Origin of the sequence: Corynebacterium afermentans subsp. lipophilum (assembly GCF_030408375.1) — a bacterium.
Taxonomy (GTDB): domain Bacteria; phylum Actinomycetota; class Actinomycetes; order Mycobacteriales; family Mycobacteriaceae; genus Corynebacterium; species Corynebacterium lipophilum.
This window is the reverse complement of sequence record NZ_CP046530.1, coordinates 2,105,852-2,127,569: the sequence shown is the minus strand read 5'-3', so window position 1 is coordinate 2,127,569 and position 21,718 is coordinate 2,105,852. Positions and strand designations below refer to the sequence as shown.

Below are 21,718 nucleotides of genomic sequence, written 5' to 3'. Positions count from 1 at the left end.
TGCCACCATAGACCCAAGTTGCGCGCCGTGCGTAAGATAAAACGTCACGCAAGCTCAGAGGGCTTCGCCAGCGGCCGGGCGCCCGGCCATGAACCCGCGCCCGGCGTACACCGCGGCGTAGATGACCCACCCGATTGCGGTGATGAGCGCAAACGACACCGCGCGGTACGCCACTGTCGCCGCGGTGGCGGTCGCGAGCGGAAGCCCGCTGGCGACGAGCATGCCCACCGCCACGGGCTCTACCGTGCCGAGCCCGCCGGGGGTGACCTGGGCGGAGCCGGCGAGTTTGGTCATGATGAACGCCAGGCACACGCCCGCAGCCGACACACCCGCGCCAGCAACCGCCCACACGCAAAACACCATCGTGGCTAGATCTAACAGCCGGTTCGCAAGCGACAGGCCCGCCGCGGCGAAGAACGAAGGCGCGGAGATGCGGATCGCGGAGACCTGGTCGATCACGTCCAAGACCCGCCTACGCACCTTCTCGGGCAAGAACCGCACCCAGCGCTTCAGCACCGCCGGGTTGAGCGTCGCCCAGAACACGGCACCGATCGTCGCCACCGCAGCCGCCAGCGTGCCCACCAGCGACCACACGGACAGCTCCGCGCCCAGCAGCGCCACGGCGACGACGCCGATGAGCACCATCCAAACCGTGGACAGCGCGCCGGAGACCACGAAAAACCAGCCGCACAGCCCCACCGACGCGCCCCAGGACCGGTGCACCCGGAACGTCAGCCACGCCGACAGCGCCGGCCCGCCCGGCACCGTGGTGGACCAGGCGTTGGAGGCGAACACGATCGCGTTCGTGCGCGCCACCCCCGTGATGCGGCCTTCTACGTTGAGCAGGATCTGCATCACCCCGGACATTGCTGCCAGCGACAGTACCGCCGTGGCCACGGCAGCCAGCAGCGGGCCTGTCGACGCCGCGCCTACGGCCCGCCACGCCTCCCCGAAAAACGGCATCTGGTCGCGCAGCACCACCAGCACGACCACCAGAATGGCCACGGGCGCGAGCCAGCGCAGCCACTGCCGCCACGAGTTAGCGCTCAAGTTCCTTCTTCTTCAGCTGCTCCAGCGCCTGGCGTGCGCGGCGTTCCTCCAGGTCGCGCATGAGTTGGGTGAACGGCACCAGAGAGGCGTCCTCGGACACTGACACTCCCGCGCGGCCGGGTTGGGTGTCGGGCACCATTTCGGCGATGGGGGTTTCGGTGCGCGGTGGCGTCGATAGGCTTGAGCCCTCCCCGAACGCACCGGCCAAACGCTTCACCCAGCGCGGCGCCCACCAGCTGTCTTCGCGCAGCATGTGCATCACCGCGGGCACGAACAGCAGGCGGATCAGGGTGGCGTCGAGGGCGAGCGAGAAGATCATGCCGTAAGCGATGTACTTCATCATCACGATCTCGCTGAGCGCGAAAGCGGCGGCGACCACGATCATGATGAGCGCCGCGGCGGTGATGATGCCGCCGGTGTGCGCGGTGCCGCGCTTGATCGCTTCGTCGGTGCCCAGACCGTTCTGGCGCGCCTCCACCATGCGGGAGACCAGGAAGACCTCGTAGTCCGTGGACAGGCCGTAGAGGATGGAGATGATCAGCACCAGAATCGGGCTCATCAGCGGGCCCGGGGTGAAGTTCAGCGCGCCGGCGCCGAGGCCGTCGACGAACACGGCGGTGAGGAAGCCGAGCGTGGCGCCGATGCCAAGCACGTTCATGATCACGGCCTTCGCCGGCAGGATCACGGAGCCGAACACCAGCGCCATCAGCAGGAAGGTGGCGATGACCATGTACAGCGCCATCCACGGCAGGCGCTTCAGCAGCGCCTCGATGGACTCGGTTTCCATCGCCGGGGTGCCGGCGACGTAGGTCTGAACGCCTTCGGGCGCGTCGATGTTTCGCAATTGCTTCACGACGTCCGCGCCCCCGGCCCTATCCGCAAGCGGCGCCGAGAGCACCGTGGTGCCGTCCTGCGTGGCGTGCGCGGGCTTCAGCGGCGCGGCCAGGCCCTCGACCTGGCGGGCCTGCAGCACGATGTCCACCAGCTGCTGGTTGTCCGCGCCGGTGACCACGAGCTTGACCGGGTCGGTGCGGAAGGCGGGGAACTCCTCGTTGAACTCGTCCTGGGCCTGGCGGGTGGCTTGGCTCGGCGGCAGGTAGGACTCGTTGATGCCGCCGAAGGTGATGCCCACGATCGGCACGGTGAGCAGGAGCAACAGCGCCGCGCAACCGACCACGACTGTCTTGGCGTGACGCATCGCCCATGCCGGGATCTTGTACCAGATGGTGTCTTCGAGGCGGCGTGAGCGTCGAGAAGCTTTGCGCACCGACCACATGTCGATCCTGGGGCCCAGCATGCCGAACAGCGCCGGCAGCACCGCCACGGAGATCACCGCGGCGAGCAGCACCGCGCTCATCGCGCCGTAGGCCACGGACTTCAAAAACGCCTGCGGGAACATCAGCAGGCCGGACAAGGCCACTCCCACCATGAGCGCGGAGAAGAACACGGTCTTGCCGGCGGTGTTGGTGGTCACCGCCACCGCCTCTTCGACCTCGGCGCCACGGTCCAGCTCCTCGCGGAAACGCGAGACCATGAACAGGCCATAGTCGATGGCCAAGCCCAGTCCCAGCAGCGTGATGATGGACTGGGAGAAGATGTTGACCTGCTGGTACTGCGCCAGCACCGCGAGCAGCGACAGCGAGCCGATGATGGACAAAATTCCCACGATCAGAGGCATCGCGGCCGCGACCACGCCGCCGAAGACGAACAGCAGGATGACGGCCACGAACACCAGGCCGACCTTCTCGGCGCGGGCGATGTCGGCGGCCATGCCCTCGTCCAGCGCGTCGGCCACCGCGGTGGCGCCGGCGACCTGCACGGTCGCGCGCGGCAGCTCCATCGCCTCGAGCGCGGGCTTGATGGTGCGGAAATCCTTTAGCGTCTGCTCGCCGTCGCCCTTCAGCCCGATCGCCGCGAACGCCTTGGAGTGCTCGGCGTTGACCAGCTGCGGGTTGGGGCGCTCAAAGTAGCTAGTGACGTGCGCGATCTCGTTGGGGAACTGGTCGCGCACGGAGGTCAGCTGGGCGTTGGCCGCCTCCGTCAGCTGCGGGTCGTCGACGTTGTCGGCGCTGACCAAAACAATCACATCGCCCGAGTTGTCGCGGCCGAACGTCTCCTGCTCGATCGCGGCGGCCGTGGTCGAATCCGCTCCCGGATCCTCCCAACCTTCCTGGGAGAGACGCTCGCCCAGCTTCGAGCCGAACAGCACCTGCATGGCCAGGATGAGCACGATGACCACCAGCGGGATGATCCGGCGGTGGCGGAACGCGAAACGGCCCCACTTGTAAAACATCTCCGGCCTCCTAGTCGCGGGTGTTGTGCAGCAAGGAGCGCAGCGGGCGGAACGGCTGCAGCCACGCGCCGCCGTCCGGCAGCCGGTCCAGGTTCACGCGTGGCAGCGGGTTCTGGAACACGCCCGGGATGTCCTCCAAGTCCACGAATTCCACGTCCGGGGAGTTCACCGCCCAGGAAGCGTGCTCGTGGAAGCCGAGGACGGTGACGGGGATGCCGGCGTCGATGAGTTCGAGCAGCGGCTCCTGGAAGTTCTGCCCGTCCGCCGAGGCGACTACGACACCCTGGAGCACGCCCTCCTCGCGGCGGCGCTCGATGTGGGCCAGCATGTCCTGGTCCACGTCCGAATCCTCGTCGCTTTTCGGCTTGGCAAACACGGCGAAGCCGACGTTGCGCAGCGCCTCCACCCATGGACGGATGGAGTCAGCGCCGCCCGCCGAGACGTTGGTGAACACCGTCGCCTCCGGCTCAATGTCGCGGCCGAGGTCGTCGGCGCGGGCCTCGGCTTCGCTTATAAGCCAGCGCCCGATCGCGTCGAAGCGGGGGCGGTGCGCCGCAGTCGGGCGCCCGCCCAGGATTGCGCCAAGGCCCATGTCCAGGTTCGGCGCGTCCCACACGAGCAGCAGACTCTCCGGGCCAGCGGGTGCGCCTGGGGTGTACGGGTGCGACAGCGCTTGCAGATCCATGGCTACTTCTTCTCCCACAGGTACTCGCGGATCACGTGATCCTTGTCCAGACCTTTGCCTTCGAACTTAGTAATCACCTGCCGGTCCGTGAGCAGCGGCGCATCCTCCCACGGCCACCCCTTGTACTCCAGCATCGGTTCCACGTTCACCAGCTCGTCGATCCACTCCGCGTAATCCGCGTGGTCCGTGGCCACGTGCAGCACACCGCCCGGCTTCAAGCGGGTGGCGATCAGGTTCAAGGTGCCGGACTGGATGATGCGGCGCTTGTGGTGGCGCGCCTTCGGCCACGGGTCCGGGAAGAAAATGCGCACGCCGTCGAGGGACTCCTCGCCGAACATCCGGGCCAGGACCTCCACGCCGTCGCCGCGCACCATGCGGATGTTGTCGATGCCGCCGCGCACCACCGATCCGAGCAGTTTGGCCAGGCCCGGTTTGTACAGCTCAACAGCAATGATGTTCGTGTCCGCCTCCAGCGGAGCCATCGCGGCGGTGGAGGTGCCGGTGCCCGAGCCGATTTCCACAATCGTGGGGTGGCCGGTGCGACCGAACCACTCGTCGACGTCGATGCGCTCGTCCGAGCCTTCCGCCAACACGCGTCCGAGCCGCGGCCAGTGCTCGTCGAACAGGGCTTCCTGGTTATCGGTGAGGGTGCCGCGCCGGAAGGTCACAGACCCCAGGCGCGGGTAGTCCAGGCCGGTGTCGAACTCGGTTTGCAGCGGGCGGCCCGCCGGCAATTCGCCCGTTCCCGGGCGCAGATTTTCAGTATTATTCATCACGTTTATTGTCCACATGAACAGGGCAAACGCAAGCTCCACGGTCCACCCCCGGAGGCGTCGTGAAGCAAATGCCCGAGAACGGGCGGCGGGGGTAGAGCGTCACCCCCGTTTCCGGTAAAGGTCGTGCTCGTGCCAGCTGGTTATATCCAGTACGAGTGAATTGATCGGAACTTTTGGCCAGATGAACGCCCGTTTCGATACTCTTGGGGCGCAACAACGATGAATTTCGCACGCGCACTGGCCATAACCAGTTACACAAGGAGTACGTAAATGACCGCCGAAATCAAGCGCCTGGAGGGGACCAACCCCACCGACAACGACAAGCTTATCGCTTGGATCAACGAGGCGGTCGAACTTTTCCAACCTGACAAGGTCGTCTTCGCAGACGGCTCCCAGGAAGAGTGGGACCGCCTCACCGCCGAACTCGTCGACTCAGGCACCCTGATCAAGCTCAACGAGGAAAAGCGCCCCAACTCCTTCCTCGCCCGCTCCAACCCGTCCGACGTGGCACGTGTGGAGTCCCGCACCTTCATCTCCACCGAGAACGAAGAAGACGCGGGCCCGACCAACAACTGGATGAAGCCGGCAGCCCTCAAAGAGGAGATGCTCGAGCACTTCGAAGGCTCCATGCGCGGCCGCACCATGTACGTCGTGCCGTTCTGCATGGGCCCTATCTCCGACCCAGACCCGAAGCTCGGCGTCCAGCTGACGGACTCCGCCTACGTCGTGCTCTCCATGCGCATCATGACCCGCATGGGCACCCAGGCCCTGGAAAAGATCGAGGGCGAGAATTTCGTGCACTGCCTCCACTCCGTCGGCGCCCCGCTCGAGCCGGGCCAGGAAGATGTGGCGTGGCCGTGCAACGACACCAAGTACATCTCCCAGTTCCCGGAGACCAAGGAGATCTGGTCCTACGGCTCCGGCTACGGCGGCAACGCCATCCTTGCCAAGAAGTGCTACGCCCTGCGCATCGCCACCGTGATGGCGAAAGAAGAGGGCTGGATGGCCGAGCACATGCTCATCCTCAAGCTCACCTCCCCGGAGGGCAAGGCGTACCACATCGCCGCCGCCTTCCCGTCCGCCTGCGGCAAGACCAACCTGGCCATGATCACCCCGACACTGGACGGCTGGACGGCCGAGGTTGTCGGCGACGACATCGCCTGGATGAAACTGCGCGAGGACGGGCTGTACGCCGTCAACCCGGAAAACGGCTTCTTCGGCGTCGCGCCGGGAACCAATTACGCCTCCAACCCGATCGCCATGAAGAGCATGGAGCCGGGCAACATCCTGTTCACCAACGTCGCACTCACCGACGACGGCGACGTCTGGTGGGAAGGCATGGACGGCGAGGCGCCCGCTCACCTCATCGACTGGCGCGGCGAAGACTGGACGCCTGAGTCCTCCTCCAAGGCCGCCCACCCGAACTCCCGCTACTGCGTGGCCATCGAGCAGTGCCCGGCCGCCGCACCGGAGTTCAACGACTGGCAGGGTGTGAAGATCGACGCCATCCTCTTCGGCGGCCGCCGCCCGGACACCGTGCCGCTGGTCACCCAGGCGTACAACTGGGAGCACGGCACCATGATCGGCGCGATGCTCTCCTCCGGCCAGACCGCCGCCTCCGCGGAAGCCAAGGTTGGCTCCCTGCGCCACGACCCGATGGCCATGCTGCCGTTCATGGGATACAACGTGGGCGACTACTTCCAGCACTGGCTGGACATGGGCGAAAAGGGCGGTGACCGGATGCCGGAGATCTTCCTGGTCAACTGGTTCCGCCGCGGCGACGATGACCGCTTCCTGTGGCCGGGCTTCGGCGACAACTCCCGCGTGCTCAAGTGGGTTATCGACCGCATTGAGGGCAACGTCGACGCCGAAGAGACCGTGGTCGGCTACACCGCCCGCGCCGAGGACCTGGACCTGACCGGCCTGGACACCCCGCTCGAGGACGTGCACGAGGCGCTCACCGCAGACCCGGAGCTGTGGAAGGAAGACGTCGCCGACTCCCGCCGCTACCTCGAGAGCCTCGGCTCCCGCGTGCCGCAGGAGATCTTCGACCAGCTGAAGAAGCTGGACGAGCGCGTCCAGGCTGCGACGAAGTAGCCCGCTGCAACGAAAGGGCCCGCCGGTGGCGGGCCCTTTTGCTACCCGTCTTTCCGCAGGACGAGGACGAGGTTGGACACGGCGAACTCGCGCACGACCGGCACGCGGGTGAGCCACCACGCCCACCACGGGTGGTAGCGAGGGAATGCCGCGGCGAGCTGGCCGGTGGCCTCCGCCCAGGCGATGCCCTCGCGGGCGGAGACGGCGAACAAGCTCTCGCCGAAGATGTTCTTCGGGTCGCGGCCGTGCACTTTCGCGTATCGACGGCGCGCGTAGTCCCCGCCCACGTAGTGCTGCCACAGGCCTGTCTCGTGCCCGCCGAACGGCCCGAGCCACACCGTGTAACTGAGCACCACCAGCCCGCCGGGTTTGGCCACACGCAGCATCTCGTCGCCCATGGCTTGCCAGTTCGGGATGTGCTCGGCGACGTTGGAGGAGTACACCACGTCGAAGGAATCGTCGGCGAAGGGCAGGGCCGCACCGTCGCCGCGCACGGAACCGAAGCTGGTGATCCCCGCAGCGGACAGTTCGGACACGCTGGGCTCTAGGCCGACGTAGAAACAGTCGGCGAATGCTTCCGCGAAGTAGCCTGGCCCGCCGCCGACGTCCAGCACGGATGCGCCGCGCAGGCCCGGGGTGCCGGCGGGAAGGCAGATGTCGTGGGAGAGGGCGTCGATGAGTACGCGCGTGTCCCGGGCCAGGGAAGAATAAAACACCCGCGGACGGAATTGCTCGTAGGAAAACGAGCGCAACAGCCGCAGCGAGCGGCGCAGCGTTGCCATCCGGCGGGTGTGGTGCATTCGGACGATGCTAGCAACCCCGTGGGTTAGGACTTGATCAACTGCAGGGCGAGCTTGCGCAGTGTTTGCTCCTGCTCTGGTGTGAGCACGCGCTGGCGCGGCTCGGTGGCAAGCGTGGCGTAGTAGTAGTCGCCGCTTTCGTCGAAGGCGATGCCGTAGGACTGGTTGGCGAAGCGCTGGTCGCGCACGAGGTTGAAGAAGTTGCCGTTGAAGTTGGCATAGAACTCCTTGTCCAGCCGGTACACGTCGAAGCGGGTGGTGCCGTCGTTGGTGTAGGTGAACATTTTCGCCTTGCCACCGGAGTTGGTCACGTCCTTGGCGGTTGCCCAGTCGTAGCCGGGGGCGCGTTTATTTTCGCCGTTGGCGCGGGAAAGCGGCTGGGCGCCGGGCACGGACTCGAGGGGGTAGAGGTAGGCCAGGGCGTCGGCGCGGAAGCGTGCCTCGTCGCGCGCGAGGGAAGGTTCCTTCGCGGTTGCCGGTTCGGTGGCGGCGGGGCGGCCGAGCGGGATGGACGGCGTAGGTGTTGCAGTCGGGGTGGCGGTTGCGGTGACGGTGACGGTGGGGGCAGGCTTTGCGCCTTGCGACGAACCGCCGTCGCCCTTCGACGAGACAGCGATACCAGCTACGAGGCCGATGATTGCGAGCAGGCTTGCGATGGCGCCGGCGACTTGGTCGAGGCCGAAGCGGCCGACGCCGGGAATCTCAATTGTAGGCATGAGCGCAGAATACACCTTCTGAAATCGTTGTCTACCTGGGGAAATGGGTGACAGTAGTCGTTGAACGCGGTGGTACTCGGCATCGGGCGTGCTAGAGTGCAGCGCATGAAAAACCGGTGCCAGGTGCTCGTGTGAAGGTTTTGCTGCTGTGTTGGCGCGACTCCACCCACCCACAAGGGGGAGGTTCCGAGCGCTACCTTGAACGCGTCGGGGAGTACTTGGCGGCGCAGGGCCACGAGGTGGTCTACCGGACGGCGAAGCATACGGACGCGCCGAGACGCTCTCGCAGGAACGGGGTGCGCTACGAGCGCGCCGGGGGAAAGTTCGGCGTGTACCTTGCGGCGCCGCTATCCATTTGGCGCAACCGTCCGGACGTGGTGGTGGACACACAAAACGGTATCCCGTTTTTCGCGCGGCTGTTCACGCGCAAACCCGTGGTGCTGCTGACGCACCACTGCCACAAGGAGCAGTGGCCGGTGGCGGGCCCGCTGATCCGCCGCCTGGGGTGGTTTTTGGAGTCGCGGGTGGCGCCGAGGGTGTACCGGGGCGCGCAGTACGTGACGGTGTCGCAAGCCTCGAAGCGTGACCTGGTGGCGCTCGGGGTGCACGAGAGCGACATTGAGATCGTGGAAAACGGTGTCGACCCGGTTCCGGCGCACACGCCTGTGCTTTACGACGACCAAAGGTTGCACCTGGTCACCCTCTCCCGCCTGGTGCCGCACAAGCGCATCGAGGAGGCGATCGACGCGGTGGCGGGGATGGAAGGCGCTGTGCTGGACGTGGTCGGTTCCGGCTGGTGGGAGGACCAGTTGCGCGAGTACGCCGCCCCGTACGGCGAGAAGGTGGTCTTCCACGGGCACGTCTCCGAGCCGTACAAGCATGCCCTGCTGGAGCGGGCTGAGCTGCACCTTTTGCCCTCGCGCAAAGAAGGCTGGGGGATTGCGGTGATCGAGGCTGCGCAGCACGGGGTGCCCACCGTGGCCTACGCGTCCGCGGGCGGGGTGGCGGACTCTATCCGCGACCGAGAGACCGGCAGGCTGGTGCAGCCTGGTGAGGAGTTTGGGGAGGTTGTGGGGGAGACCTTGGGGCGTCGAGAAGCAATGGCTCCTGCGGCGCGGGCGTGGGCGGCGCGGTTCTCCTGGGCGGAGACCGGGCGGAAGTTCGAGCGGATTATTGCAGCTGTGTTGTCCAGTTGAGCTGCTGGATCTTCGTGTCCAGCTCGCGGTACGCCTTCGCGGCACTGTCGGCCATCTCGCGCAGGGCTTTCACGTCCACTGCGGGGACAAAGCGTACCTCTGAGCGGGAATAGCGCGAGCCTGTCATGGTGCCTGCGTCGGCGATGGCGGCGTAGAGGCGGCGGGAGCGCAGCAGCGCGTCGCGTCGCGCGATGGCGTCGGTGAGCGTGGCGCCCTCGAAGGCGGTCTGGGCGTTGGTGTGGTTGATGCGGCGCACCAGCGTCTCAATCTCCTGGAGTAGGCCGGCGGCCTCTTCGAGCATGGCAGCCGGATCCTCGATGGGCGTGTCGCCCTCCTGAATCATCGCGCCCCTGACCAGGCGGTCCTGCAGCTTGTTCAGGCGGTCCTGCGCCTCGGCGCGGCGCGCCAATGCCTCTGCGAGCAGCATGCGTGTGCCTCCTTGTACGTTGCTGTCCCCGTTCCCAACCCTCACGGCTGCGCCCGCGGCACCCCCAACGTCGCGGTAGTAAATGGTGCTCGGTGCAACCCTGTGGTGGGGGTCGTGCCCGTGTGCGTCGTGCAGGCCGCATGCGTTGTGCGTGTGAGCGGAATCGAACCGCTTCAGCCCTGATACGGCCACAAGGCGCCATGATGTGCCCTTTGCCCCGGGCACGTGGGGTTGACGTTCGCTGGATGCCGGCGAGCATGCCGCTACCGACAGTGTCGTTTGAAGATAGCAAAACGCCCAGCCGCTGGGAAGGGGCTGGGCGTGTGGAGCGTTATGCGGTGTTATGCCGCGGAGGGGAACAGCTCGCCGTCGCGGAGACGGTCGCGCATCTCGGCCTCGACGAGGACGGGGATGAAGTCCTCGATCACAGCGGAGTTGCGGTGGGTGCGCAGGACAGCATCGAATGCGTCGTTGATCTCGAGCGCGTCGAACTGGCCGGCGAACTCTACGAGCAGGTCTTCGCGGATGTTGCGCAGAGCACGCTCGCGGATGATGCTGAAGTCAATTTTGTTAGCCATGGTGTGTTCCTCCTTGCAGAAGCGGTATCTGCTCCTTCTCTAGGCTCAGGGTTACGACTGTACGTAACCTGTTGTTAACTTTGCGTTCACTTTAGGAGATGCGAGGCGAACAGTGCAAGGGCGTCAATGATTGGAAGTACGCATTAATTGATAAAAGCCAACTAAATTCCTGAAACGCGCAGGTAGGGGCGCCGGTCGTTGTACGTGTGATCCTTGACACACTGCAGCAAGGGCACCATGCACCACAGGGCAAACAACGCCACACCCGCAGGCGGCAGCGGGCGCGCAGGTGCGCCCGTCTCGGTTACGGAACCGTCGGCGCGCACCACCACGCCGATGCCCAGCTCGCGCAGGCGGTCGTGGTCGTCGAGGGCCGCCTGCGCCGCCGACCAGCGCAGTGACGGCGGGTCCACCGCCACCCCGTCGACTGTCAGCGCCCCGGATTCGACAACGTTCATCGCCTTGGGGGCGGGGTCGACGACTGGGTGGCCGTCGAGAAGCAAAAGCGCTGGGCGCGATTCGAAGAAGACGTCGCGGCCGTGGTGGTCGACGGCGGGGACCTCGACGGTGGTGGGGGTGAGCGCGGCGAGAGCAAGAGGCGCGTCCGGGACCTGCAGCAGGGCGAACGCGGCGGCAGCGAGTGCGCGCCGAGGCTCGAGCGCACCAGCGGCAGCGACGAAGGCGGGGATGGCGAGGATGAGCCACTTCTGGCCGTCGCGGAGCAACCCGCCACCCGGGAAATGCTGGACAAGCGGCGTGGTCAGCCCCGCCCAGGACGCAAGCGCCACCGCGAACCCCAGCGCCGCCAGCAGCACGAAGCGGCGGGGCACCGCCCGCCACGACAACGCAAGTAGGGCAAACAGCGCCACGCCGAACAGCGCGAAGCCCGCTTCGCGCGAAGCCGGCACCGCCTGGCCGTTCCAGATCCCGCCGAGGCCCAGCAGGGAGCCGAGAGTGCCCGCATAGGCCTCGGCGCGAGGCGTGAACGCCCCGGCGGACGTAGCCGAGGACGTGCCGTCCGCGGAGCCGAACACGCCAGCCACCACCCACGGCAGGCAGGTGCACACGCTGACCGCCACCCCGCGCCACCCGCGGGCAAAACACGCCGCGGCCAGGGCGCCCGTGGGGGTCAGCGACGCCAACCAGTGCGCCAGGCCGGACGCCGGCACCAGGCCCAACGCCACCAGCGGCAACAGCCATGCCGCCGCGGCCAGCGACCACTGCCCCTGCAGCAGCCGCTCCACCACGAACGGGTTCCACACCGCCACCGTCATCGCCGCCGCCCGCCCGAGCGGGGTGCGGCCGAACCGGTACCCGGCCCACGCGGCGCACCCCGCGGCCGCCACCATGAACACCCGCAGAAACACCACCGGCCACGGCAGGATCCCCAAAAGCGCGTCCTGGGGCACATTGCGCGCGGCCAAATCTCCCCAGCCCAGCGATGCCCGGGTGAGCGCCATGGAGTCGAACACCATCATGTCGCGCAGCGCGAACGCCCCGCCGGGCACCAAAAACGGCCAGGTCAGCGCCACCACCAGCAGAGCACCGTACACCGGCGCCCAGAAGTGGTTAACGGCGGCGCGCATACAGCACCAGGCCCACCACAAACGCCGCGGCGGCGATGACCCGTGTGAGCACCGACATCACCTGCAGCCCGCGCAGCCACGCCACGTCGCGCCCCGCCGCCGAAACCTGCGCAGCTTTGGTCTCATCGGCAAGCGTCCACTGGTCTTCCCCGCAGTCCCACACCTCCTCGAGGATGCGGCCGGTGCGCCGCTCCGCATCAACGGTGCGCACGCACCCGTCCGAAAGCGTGGCCGAGTACTTGTACGTGTCCAACCCCTGCACCGACCCGGGGCCCAAGTAGTCCATCCCGACATCCTCCCCGGACGTGGAATCGAACAGCGGGTACGTGCGCCGCTCCGGGCGGTAGGGCAGCAGCGGCCCCAGCCCGGCGCGCCCCTTCGCGGGGAAGGCGGTGGACGGGTCGATGGGAAACGCGTCCACCTCTTCACCGTCCACGGTCACCACCGCGTTCAGCTTCTTCGGGGCTTTAGACAGGGCTACGGTGCGGGTGCGGGGCGAAGTGCCGTCGAAAAGCATGGTGTACTCGCCCGGATCAAGTGTGCGCTGCTGCGCAATCACGATGGGGGAGACGAGGTTTAACGCGGCGCACACGACAATGATGCCTAGGCAGGCGGCAAGTCGGCGTCGCAGGTTCACCCGTGTCACCCTACCGGGTGGCTAGACTTGCGCCATCGTGAACAGACCCGCCATTTTGCCCGAGCTCGACGGGCTGCGCGCCGTGGCCGCCTACGGCATCGTGGCCACGCACGTCGCGTTCCAGACCGCCACCGGCTCCGCGGTGCTGGAGCGCTTCGACTACTTCGTGGCTGTCTTCTTCGCGCTCTCGGCGTTTTTGCTGGCGCGCGGCGGACGGCGGGAGGGGTACTATTCGCGCCGCATCGCACGCCTCGTGCCCGCGTACCTCGTTTGCGTGGTTGTGGTGCTGCTCGTGCTGCCGCCGCTCGCGGGGGTGACGTGGGGCCAGGTCGCAGCGAATGTGCTGCTTGCGCAGATTTACGTGCCGCATTCGCTTATCGACGGGCTCACGCAGATGTGGTCGCTCTGCGTCGAAGCCGCCTTCTACCTGGTGCTGCCGTTGTACCTACGCCTCGGGCCGCGAGGCCGCCGCGTGGCGCTGGCGGGGTCGGTGGTGCTGGGGCTGGCGTGGCCGTGGGCGGTGGCGGGTATCGCGGACCCGGCGGTGGTGAACATGCAGATCTGGCCGCCGTCGTACGCCCCCTGGTTCGCGGTGGGACTCGTGCTGGCGGAGTTGGAGCGCGCTCGCGTCCGATACGGCGGCCCGCGCTGGCCGGTTGCGGCGCTGGCGCTGCCGGTGGCGTGGGTCGGCGGGGTGGTGGGCCCGCGGGGGCTGGAACACCCTTCGCCGGCCGAGTTCAACGTGCGCGTGCTGCTCGGCGCGTTGTTCGCGGTGCTGGTCGTTGCGCCGTTCGCGCTGGGGCAACGTGAGCGCGGCACAGTGCTGTCGTCGGAGGTGATGCGCACCCTGGGCCACTGGTCCTACTCGGTGTTCCTGTGGCACATGGCAGTGCTGTACTTCGTCTTCCCCGTGCTGGGGGTGCCGATGTTCTCGGGGCACTTTGTGCTTGTCTACGTGGCCACCGTGCTGGCGAGTACTGCGGTGGCGTACATCTCCTACGAGCTGGTGGAGGTGCCGGGCGCGCGGCTGGTCAGGCAGGCCACGGCGAACAGGCCTGCCACGACCAAGAAGGCCGAGGAGCCGGCGTAGTTCGCCGCCGGCCACGCCGCGCGCGCCAGCACGAGCCCGCAGAGGGCCATGGCGGCGGCCGCGACGCGGTGCATCGGTAACACGGTGAAGCGGCGCACCACCCACGCGAGCACCACCGCCGCCAGGCCCTGGAACGGGAACGAGGCGATCACAGCGACGGTTGGCGCCCAGTTCCCGTTGGGCTTCGGCATGTACGGGGCGTCGTCTTCGCGCCGCCACGGCACCCACAAACACAGCGCCAGCACGAGCAGGCTGAACGCTCCGCCGAAGATCAGCGAGTAGCGGTAGGCGTTGTCCCCGGCGAAGCGCATCCGAAACTCGCCGTTGGCCTCCGGGGGGACGCGGAAGGCTTGGGCGCCGGCGTCGATACGCACCGGCTCTAACTCGGTGCCGCCGAGGGTGGCGCGAAGCCCGTCGTTGAACGCGCGGGTGGTCAGGATCAACCTGTCGCCGGCGCGGTCCGGCAGGGGCGCGCGGGAGAGCATGACCGTGTCCGCGCGCGTGAACAGATCGTGGGTTCCGGCCTTTAAGAACACGCTGCCCACGCGGCGCTCGCCGTCGATGGTGGCGGGGGTGCTGAGCTGCCACGTGGCGTCTTCGGCGGTGGTGAAGCGACGCTGGATCACGGTGTGCGCGGGGAAGTGGCGCTGGAAGAAGTAGCGGTCCGCGGTGCCCTCCACCTCGACGATGCGCGTGACTCCCACGTCGAGCTCGCGGATGCCCACCGGCTCCGTCAGCTGCAGGATTGTGGCGTCGCCGCGGGTGAGTCTGCGCGGCTGGTCCTTGACCAAGGTGACGCTGCGGCAATGACTGTTCCCGTCGCACAGCTGCACCGTCGTGTCTGCGGTGGAAGTGATGGTGACGTGGTCCTGCTGCGATTGGAATTCGATCCAGGCATCGCGGTCGCCGGGCGCAGGCCACCAGGCTGTTTCACTCAAACCATCGAAGGCGGAGGTCAACGACTTCGACGCGTCAGGGCCGCCGAACGCGCCGGCGTCGGCGGCCGACGAAGATGCGCGGGCGTAGCCGTCCATTGTCACCGCGGTGCGCGTGCCCGCAGACGGGTAGTCCTTCACTCGGTTGCGCACCGTGGCGTCCTCCCACTCGGCGGTGAGGTGGCCGGACTGGCCGTCGATGGTGCCGTAGTTGCGCACCGCAACCGCTGGGGTGTCGGTGACCACATCGGCATCTCCGCTGTTCAGGCGTGCCGGGAAGTAGCCGAGCTCGCGCCACAGAAGCGGCAGCACCTCGCCGCCGCCGTCCACCGCGACCGGCTCGCGGGTCGTCTCCATCACGTCCGCGTGCGGATCCAACAGGAAAATGTCCACCTCGCCGAAGCTCGCGTCCGGCTCGCCCAGGCTCGGCGTCGGCGGTTGGCGCTCAAGGTCCCGGCGCACTACCACCGCACCCACGCCGATGGACCGCAACGCTTGCTTATCGACGAGCTCCGCCTGCCCCTCCAACCCCCGAATCGCCTCCGGGTCCACCAGCGGCACCGCGTCCCGGAATGCGAACTTCGCCTGGGTCAGTGCCTGGATCGGCTCGTCGCGCGTCCACCCCCAGCTCTGCCGCGCGAACGACGCCGGAGGGACCACAAGCGTGCGGGTGCCGGCGGCGTGCTCGTCCAGCCACTGGCCCGCGGCAACCCAGTCCTGGGAGACCTCGGTCCAGGTGCCCTCCGGAAGCAGGCGCAGCGACCACGCCGGCGCCACCGCCACGACGGCGGCCAGTGTGATGCCGACGGCCTTGGGGCGGTTCACCTTCGCGGCCGCATGCCCGGCACCGAGCGCGAGCGGCAGGTGAACCAGAGGGTCGAATTTATGCAGGTTGCGGAACGGAGCGAGAGCACCGTCGTAAAGCGAAGTGCTCATGTGCGCGGAACCGAGCACCCAGAAGCCCACCGCGAACACCGCGAGCAACGGCCCGCGCCACGGCATGTCCCGGCGCGCCAGGCCCGCCAGCCCGGCGGCGGCGACGAGACAGGTGGCGATGACAAATGTCGGCTCCGCCACCAGCAGGTGGCCGGCGGCGCGTTCCGTGTCTACGAACGGGGTCCAGCTGGTGGTGCCACGCAGAATCTCCACTGGGTTGAGCCACGCGGTAGTCACGCGGGCGGATTCGATGAAGTCCGTAAACGGCGGGGAGTATCGCCCCAGCACCAGCAGTGGCCCAATCCACCACGCCGACACCGCCGCTGCGCCGAGCGCGAACTTGCCCGCCGCCGCATAGGAGCGCCGGGCTATGAGCAGCACGAACGCCGGCACGCACGCGGCGATAGTGGCGGTAGCGTTGACCGCGCCCATGCACGCCACCGCCACCACCGCCGGCGCCACCCGCGGGGTACGCCGCGTCAGCGGGATCAGCGTCCACGGCACCAGCGCCACCGGCCACGCCTCCGAGGAGATCGCGGTGAGCGTGGTCAGGATGCGCGGGCTTAGCACATAGAGCCCCGCCGCGAGGACCTGCGGGAACGTTCCATGGATGCCTACGCGCCGCGCCAGCGTCAGCGCGCCCGAGTACGCCAGGCACAGCAACAGCCACCACCACGCGCGCTGGATCAGCCAATCCGGCACCTGCAGCAGGTCCCCCGCCAGGTAGAACGGCCCTTGCGGGAACAAATACCCGTATGCCTGGTTTTGCACCTGGCCGAGCGGAAACTCGTCCGTGTACGCATGGGTCGCACGACGCAGAAACCGCCCGGGGGCGGCAACCAGGTCGAACTTGGTGTCCGCCGCGACCTGCCCCGGCGGCTGTGCAAGCACAACAACGAGCAGGACCAGCCAGCCCGCGAGGTGCGCGCGCATCCCCCGCACGAGCGCCTACTTCCTCGAGCCGTACTCCGGCCCGCCCAGCACCGCCTCATCCGCCGGCACCGCCGTGCCCTGCGGCACCGTGGACTGGCCGGATACGGACGCGATGCCGAGCACCCCCACAACACCGAGTACGACGCCGACGACCGTGCTGGCCAACACGGGCGCGGTGGCGCGCCGGGCAAGCGACGCCGGCAGGGCAAATACTCGATGGGACATGTCGGAGAAGCCTACCAGCAGCGGGTACAGTGGCTGTGGTTTGAAACAGGGTTGAAACAGCTGACAAGGGGACAGGCGCATGCGGGCTCGGACAGGTGCGGCGATGCTCGCACTTGCGCTCCTGTCGACGTTCGCGTTCGCCGGATGCGCCGACCAACCAGAGGAAAACGCTGCTGAGGTTGCCCTGGAGACTGCGGGGGCGGACCGTGAGGACGTCGAGAAGCAAGAAGCCCCCGAGGTGGCGCCGCCTTCCGCGCCCCCGGCCGCGCCCGCTCCCTTGTCGCCGGCGCAGCAGCGCGTGCCGGACGACCTGCGGCAAAAGGTCGCCTCGCTCATGGTGGTCGGCGTGGCCAACTACGACCAGGCTCGGTTCGCGCTGGACCAGGGCGTCGGCGGTCTGATTATCCCCAGCTGGGCGGACCCGGCACTGCTGACCGAGGTGGGCCGCGACATCAACGCGCTGCGCGCTCAGTACCACCGGCCGTTTAGCGTGGCCATCGACTTCGAAGGCGGCCGCGTGCAGCGCCACACCCACGTACTCGGCGAGTTCATGCCGCCGCGCGCGCTCGCCGGGCAGCCACCCGAGGTGATTCGCGGCACCGGCTACGACATCGGCCGCTCCTTGCGGGCCCACGGCATCAACGTGGACTACGCGCCGCTGCTGGACTTGGACCTTAACGGCCTGGACATCGTGGGCGACCGCTCTTTCCACGGCAACCCCGACGAAGTCGTGCGCGTGGCAGGGCTATTCTCGCAGGGGCTTATCGACGCCGGGGTCACCCCGACGTTCAAACACTTCCCCGGCCACGGGCGCGCCTCCGGGGACACGCACCACCACCTGGCTGTCACCCCGCCGCTGGACCAGATGCGCGAGCTGGACCTGCGCCCCTACGGCCCGCTGCTGAAACAGTTCCCGCGCGCCAGCGTGATGATGGGGCACATGATCGTCCCCGCACTTGGCCCGGACGGCGTGCCCAGCTCCATGAACCCGGACACCTACCGGCTGCTGCGCACCGGCGACTATCCCGGCGGCGTGCCCTTCGAGGGAGTTGTAGTCACCGACGACTTATCAGGCATGCGCGGCATCCTGGACTATGCCCCCACCCGCGACGCTGTGGCCAGGGCGATCGGTTCCGGGGCGGACCAGGCGCTGTGGTCCTCGGGCGCGGACCTGCCGGGCATTATCGACCACATCGTGTGGTGCGTCCACGAGGGCTACATCCCTGAGGCCCGCGTGGACGAGGCCGCGACCAGGGTGCAGCAGCAGCTCATCGACGTGGGTTTCTAAGCGTTTCTCGCGCTCCCGCGGCTATGAGGGATCAAAGATCTGCATTATTGTGGGGCGCGTGACTACGGTGAAGGCAACCTCGCACAGGAAGGGCCGCGCCGGCACCGCCAAGGGTGGGCCGGGCGTGATGGGACGCGGCACGAAAATAACGCTAGGTGTGCTTTTGGGCATCCTCGCCGTGGCGCTCGCGATCTATCTGGCGGACCTGGCCACCCACCGGGGCAACGTCCCCCGCGGCACCCAGGTCGGCGGCGTTGACATCGGTGCGATGGCGCCGGATGAGGCGCGCGAGAAGCTCCAAGCAGAACTTGGCGGTGTCGCCGACAACGCCGTGCCCGTGAAGGCGGGGGAGAAGGCCACCGAGTTTATCCCTGCGAAGTCGGGCCTGGGCATCGACTTCGACGCCACGGTGGACGCCGCCGGCATCGAGACCGCTAACCCCGTCGAGCGCCTCCGCGGGTTGTTCACCACCCGCGAAGTGGATGTCGTGCCGACCGTCGACGACAAAGCACTGGGCGGCCAGCTCGACCGCATGACCGAGGAGCTGCACGTGGACCCCATCGACGGCACCATCCGTGTGCAGGGAGGCAAGGCCGAAACGACCGACCCGAAGCTGGGCCAGGACGTGGACCGCGCCGCGCTGCGCGACGAGGTCACCACCGGCTGGCTCAACCCAGACGGTGTCGAACTGGAGCCGTCGCAGACGCAGCCCGCGGTCAACGACGATGCCATGAAGGCTGCGCTCGGCGGCCCCGTGCGCGCCGCCCTGGACGGCCCGATCACCGTCACCGGCAAGGACGGCGTCGCCGCCGCGGTGCCGCAGGACCGCATCGGGGAGATCGTGCAGTTCCCCGTGGTGGAAGGCCGCATCACACCTGAGGTGAACCTCGATGCCGCGCGCACCATCTTGGGCGACCAGCTCGCGGAGACCGAGGTGGAAAGCAAAAATGCCCGCGTGCTGGCCGGCGGCGGCGTCGAGCCGTCCGTGGACGGATCCGTGGTGGACTGGGACGCCACCCTCGCCGGATTTGAAAAGCGGCTGACCGGCGGCGAGCCCCGCACGTGGGACGCGGTGTACAAGGACGTGCCCGCGCAGTTCACCACCGAGCAGGCGCAAAACGCGACCTTCAACGACGTGGTCGGCTCGTTCACCACCAGTGGCTACTCGGGCGCGTCCGGCACCAACATTGCGCTGGTGGCACAGACCGTCAACGGCGCGATTGTGAACCCGGGCGAGACGTTCTCCTTGAACGGCTACACCGGCCCGCGCGGTCCCGCGCAGGGGTATGTGGAGTCCGGCATCATCCTCAACGGGCGCGCGGATACCGCGGTCGGCGGGGGCATCTCCCAGTTCGCCACCACCTTGTATAACGCCTCCTACTTCGCCGGCATGACGGATGTGGCGCACATGCCGCACTCTTACTACATCTCCCGTTACCCGGCGGGCCGCGAGGCAACCGTGTACGAGGGCGCGATCGACCTGCAGTTCCGCAACGACAGTCCGTACCCGGTGCGCATCGCCACCGATGTCGGTGGCGGGGAAGTCACGGTGAGCCTGATGGGTGTCAAGACCGTGACCGTCGAGTCTGTCAACGGTGGCCGGTGGGCGCAGACGCAGCCGCAGCCGGTGAACGTTTCCGGCTCGAGCTGTGTGCCGTCATCGGGCGCGCCGGGGTTCACTACGTCCGACACCCGCATCATTTCCGATCTTGCCGGAAATGAGCTCAGCCGGGAGACCCAGACCACGGTGTACGACCCGCAGCCGATCGTGCGCTGCGGTTAGCACGCTGAGGTACCCCGCGCGGCACTCCACGCCGCGCGTCTAACTTCAGGCTGAGTTTCCGCCCCGGTCTGGGCCGGCCCTGGACCCATCGCCGAGATCAAATAACGGAGGATCGGTGGTGGTCTGGTTCGGCGGGTCGTCGAACGCGGGGTATTTCTTCCGCACCCGCCGAATAGTCCTCTGGCCAGGCGATTGTTGGTACTGGTGCGTGGTGGTTGGTGTCGGTGGCCCACCGTCGGCGGGGTGGTGGGTGATGTCCCAGGTGGAGGGGTCTTTGTCGAAATATCCCTTGCCGCCGGCGCCGTCCCTGTTGTCGTTGTTGCACATGTGGTGCTCGCGGCACAGGAGGACAAGGTTTTCCAGGTCCGTGAGCCCACCGTGCAGGTACGACTGGATGTGGTGGGCTTCCAGTTCCACGCCCGGCTTGGTGCATCCGGTCCAGGCGCACACCTGCTGCATGGCCAACAGCACCAGTTTCTGCTCCACGCTGGCCAACCGCGCCCGCCCGAGGGACAGTGGCACCCCGGTGCAGGAGTCCAGTTGGAGGGCAAACGAGTCGCCCGCCAGCCCGAGCCGGACCATGTCCAGAGCGGTCAAGGACACGGAGGTGTTGGTGGCGAACTCGGTGTAGGCGTCCGCGCCCATGAGGTCCTCTAGTGTCAGTGTCATCACCACGGTGCCGATGCCCTTGCGCGCCACAGCCGATGAGTTCGCGTGGTTGCCAACGATGTCCATGAGTTGGTCGAACCGCCGTTGCCCGCGGGTGCGCTTGTCCTCGGCACCGGGAGGCAGGTTCGCCCCGGGTGACTCGCCTGCGGCCAGCGCGGCCTCGAACGCGGCGCGGCTGGCTTTGTCGAAGTAGATCTGCCCCCAGGAACCGCCGTCGGAGTCCTCCTCGCTGAAGGTCATGGTGCGCTTTTTAAACGCAGCGAGCGGGTCCTTCTTGCCTTCGTAGTCCCGGCCCTTGCGGTTGGCGCGCTTGACCAGTTTGTTCACGTACTTCCGCAGCTCCTCCGCGGACATCGTTTCCGCGGCCTCGAGCGCCTGCGCGAAGATTTCGTCGCGGCCCGGGTCCGAGTGCTCGTTGAGCTGCATCAGCGCCCGTTCGATGATGCGCTTCTTCTCCGCGTTGGCCTTCGCGGCCGCCTTCCGGGCGCGCTCTTTGGCCTTGCGCGCCTCTTCCTTGCGGCGCTCCTCTTCCTCGGCCTGTTTCTTGCGTTCTTCTTCGTCCATGAGCGGATCCGAGGGCGGCGTTGGCACCTCTACCTCGCCGAACATCGTCTTCGCCTGGTTGAGCAGGCTAAAGGCGTCGGCTCGGGGGAGCCCGAGCTGTTTGGTCAAATACTCCACAGGGTGGTTCGCGCCGACTAGCTTGCCCGCCCCATCTCGCTCGCAGAGGTGCGCAAACGCGATGTTCGCGTTGGACAGGAGCGGCAGCGCCGCGTGCAGCCGCTCCATCGCCTGGTGTGTGGACAGTAGGTGGAGGGATTCGGGCTGCATCAGCAGCGCCTCGAGCGCCTTCAGGCTATCGACGAGCTGGTCCACGTGGTGGTCAATCACCGTGGTCATGGCCGGATCCCTCCCTTCAGAGTCGCACCGTCAACGAATGGACAATGCACACGCTACGACACGCCTCCGACACGACCACACAAAACACGAACACACGTTCGAATAACCCCATATGGCC

Annotated in this window: 18 protein-coding genes; 5 read left to right on the top strand and 13 right to left on the bottom strand. The window is 67.5% G+C overall.

What is annotated here, in order from left to right:
• Nucleotides 1–54 precede the first annotated feature (54 nt).
• From CAFEL_RS10145 to trmB, 4 genes are read right to left on the bottom strand one after another with little or no spacing between them, the layout of a single operon-like run.
• Nucleotides 55–1,050, bottom strand: coding sequence for a lysylphosphatidylglycerol synthase transmembrane domain-containing protein (locus tag CAFEL_RS10145; RefSeq protein ID WP_194560575.1), 996 nt, complete (start codon nucleotides 1,048–1,050; stop codon nucleotides 55–57).
• Nucleotides 1,040–3,343: an MMPL family transporter gene (locus tag CAFEL_RS10140; protein ID WP_194560576.1), complete on the bottom strand. Its 2,304-nt coding sequence runs from the start codon at nucleotides 3,341–3,343 to the stop codon at nucleotides 1,040–1,042. The genes CAFEL_RS10145 and CAFEL_RS10140 overlap by 11 nt, the downstream gene beginning before the upstream one ends.
• Nucleotides 3,344–3,353: 10 nt before the next feature.
• The gene (locus CAFEL_RS10135) at nucleotides 3,354–4,028 is read right to left on the bottom strand and encodes an NYN domain-containing protein (protein WP_194560577.1); all 675 of its coding nucleotides are present in this window, start codon (nucleotides 4,026–4,028) and stop codon (nucleotides 3,354–3,356) included.
• 2 nt (nucleotides 4,029–4,030) lie between these two features.
• Complete coding sequence (trmB, locus tag CAFEL_RS10130) at nucleotides 4,031–4,801, bottom strand: tRNA (guanosine(46)-N7)-methyltransferase TrmB (protein ID WP_194560578.1); 771 nt, start codon at nucleotides 4,799–4,801, stop codon at nucleotides 4,031–4,033.
• Between the two features lie 273 nt (nucleotides 4,802–5,074).
• Between trmB and CAFEL_RS10125 the strand changes: the two genes are divergently transcribed.
• The gene (locus CAFEL_RS10125; RefSeq protein WP_194560579.1) at nucleotides 5,075–6,901 is read left to right on the top strand and encodes a phosphoenolpyruvate carboxykinase (GTP); all 1,827 of its coding nucleotides are present in this window, start codon (nucleotides 5,075–5,077) and stop codon (nucleotides 6,899–6,901) included.
• 41 nt (nucleotides 6,902–6,942) lie between these two features.
• Here CAFEL_RS10125 and CAFEL_RS10120 read toward each other — a convergent pair whose 3' ends face one another.
• Nucleotides 6,943–7,701 (bottom strand): class I SAM-dependent methyltransferase, encoded by a 759-nt coding sequence (locus tag CAFEL_RS10120; RefSeq protein WP_194560580.1) that lies wholly within the window; start codon nucleotides 7,699–7,701, stop codon nucleotides 6,943–6,945.
• Between the two features lie 26 nt (nucleotides 7,702–7,727).
• Nucleotides 7,728–8,417 carry a hypothetical protein gene (locus CAFEL_RS10115; protein ID WP_194560581.1) on the bottom strand — a complete coding sequence of 230 codons (690 nt, stop codon included), beginning with the start codon at nucleotides 8,415–8,417 and terminating at the stop codon, nucleotides 7,728–7,730.
• Between the two features lie 131 nt (nucleotides 8,418–8,548).
• Here CAFEL_RS10115 and CAFEL_RS10110 point away from each other — a divergent pair, with 131 nt between their 5' ends.
• Entirely contained in the window at nucleotides 8,549–9,613 is a 1,065-nt protein-coding gene (locus tag CAFEL_RS10110; protein WP_194560582.1) for a glycosyltransferase family 4 protein, read from the top strand.
• Here the strand turns inward: CAFEL_RS10110 and CAFEL_RS10105 are convergent.
• The 4 genes from CAFEL_RS10105 to CAFEL_RS10090 all read right to left on the bottom strand — a co-directional run bounded on the left by CAFEL_RS10105 (nucleotide 9,588) and on the right by CAFEL_RS10090 (nucleotide 12,841).
• Nucleotides 9,588–10,040: a DIP1984 family protein gene (locus CAFEL_RS10105; protein WP_194560583.1), complete on the bottom strand. Its 453-nt coding sequence runs from the start codon at nucleotides 10,038–10,040 to the stop codon at nucleotides 9,588–9,590. The two genes, CAFEL_RS10110 and CAFEL_RS10105, sit on opposite strands and share 26 nt — an antisense overlap.
• Before the next feature lie 341 nt (nucleotides 10,041–10,381).
• Nucleotides 10,382–10,618, bottom strand: coding sequence for a three-helix bundle dimerization domain-containing protein (locus CAFEL_RS10100; protein ID WP_194560584.1), 237 nt, complete (start codon nucleotides 10,616–10,618; stop codon nucleotides 10,382–10,384).
• A gap of 161 nt (nucleotides 10,619–10,779) precedes the next feature.
• Complete coding sequence (locus CAFEL_RS10095) at nucleotides 10,780–12,204, bottom strand: MmpA family trehalose lipid delivery protein (protein ID WP_194560585.1); 1,425 nt, start codon at nucleotides 12,202–12,204, stop codon at nucleotides 10,780–10,782.
• A complete protein-coding gene (locus CAFEL_RS10090) occupies nucleotides 12,188–12,841 on the bottom strand; it encodes a porin PorA family protein (RefSeq protein WP_194560586.1) in 654 nt (217 codons plus the stop codon). Before CAFEL_RS10090 ends, CAFEL_RS10095 begins: the two co-directional genes overlap by 17 nt.
• A 37-nt stretch (nucleotides 12,842–12,878) precedes the next feature.
• On the opposite strand from CAFEL_RS10090, the gene CAFEL_RS10085 reads away from it, so the two are divergent.
• Entirely contained in the window at nucleotides 12,879–13,931 is a 1,053-nt protein-coding gene (locus CAFEL_RS10085) for an acyltransferase family protein (RefSeq protein ID WP_290172038.1), read from the top strand.
• On the opposite strand, the gene CAFEL_RS10080 is transcribed toward CAFEL_RS10085, so the two are convergent.
• Together CAFEL_RS10080 and CAFEL_RS10075 are read right to left on the bottom strand one after the other, a co-directional pair.
• Nucleotides 13,838–16,735, bottom strand: coding sequence for an alpha-(1->3)-arabinofuranosyltransferase domain-containing protein (locus tag CAFEL_RS10080; protein ID WP_194560763.1), 2,898 nt, complete (start codon nucleotides 16,733–16,735; stop codon nucleotides 13,838–13,840). The two genes, CAFEL_RS10085 and CAFEL_RS10080, sit on opposite strands and share 94 nt — an antisense overlap.
• Before the next feature lie 15 nt (nucleotides 16,736–16,750).
• On the bottom strand, nucleotides 16,751–16,960 hold the full coding sequence (locus CAFEL_RS10075) for a DUF2613 domain-containing protein (RefSeq protein WP_035000326.1): 210 nt from the start codon (nucleotides 16,958–16,960) through the stop codon (nucleotides 16,751–16,753).
• A gap of 79 nt (nucleotides 16,961–17,039) precedes the next feature.
• On the opposite strand from CAFEL_RS10075, the gene CAFEL_RS10070 reads away from it, so the two are divergent.
• On the top strand, nucleotides 17,040–18,248 hold the full coding sequence (locus CAFEL_RS10070) for a glycoside hydrolase family 3 N-terminal domain-containing protein (protein WP_228496439.1): 1,209 nt from the start codon (nucleotides 17,040–17,042) through the stop codon (nucleotides 18,246–18,248).
• A 127-nt stretch (nucleotides 18,249–18,375) separates the two neighbouring features.
• Nucleotides 18,376–20,031, top strand: a complete 1,656-nt coding sequence (locus CAFEL_RS10065; RefSeq protein ID WP_228496463.1) for a VanW family protein — start codon at nucleotides 18,376–18,378, stop codon at nucleotides 20,029–20,031.
• A gap of 45 nt (nucleotides 20,032–20,076) precedes the next feature.
• Here the strand turns inward: CAFEL_RS10065 and CAFEL_RS10060 are convergent, their stop codons facing one another.
• Nucleotides 20,077–21,600, bottom strand: coding sequence for an HNH endonuclease signature motif containing protein (locus CAFEL_RS10060; RefSeq protein WP_228496440.1), 1,524 nt, complete (start codon nucleotides 21,598–21,600; stop codon nucleotides 20,077–20,079).
• Nucleotides 21,601–21,718 lie beyond the last annotated feature (118 nt).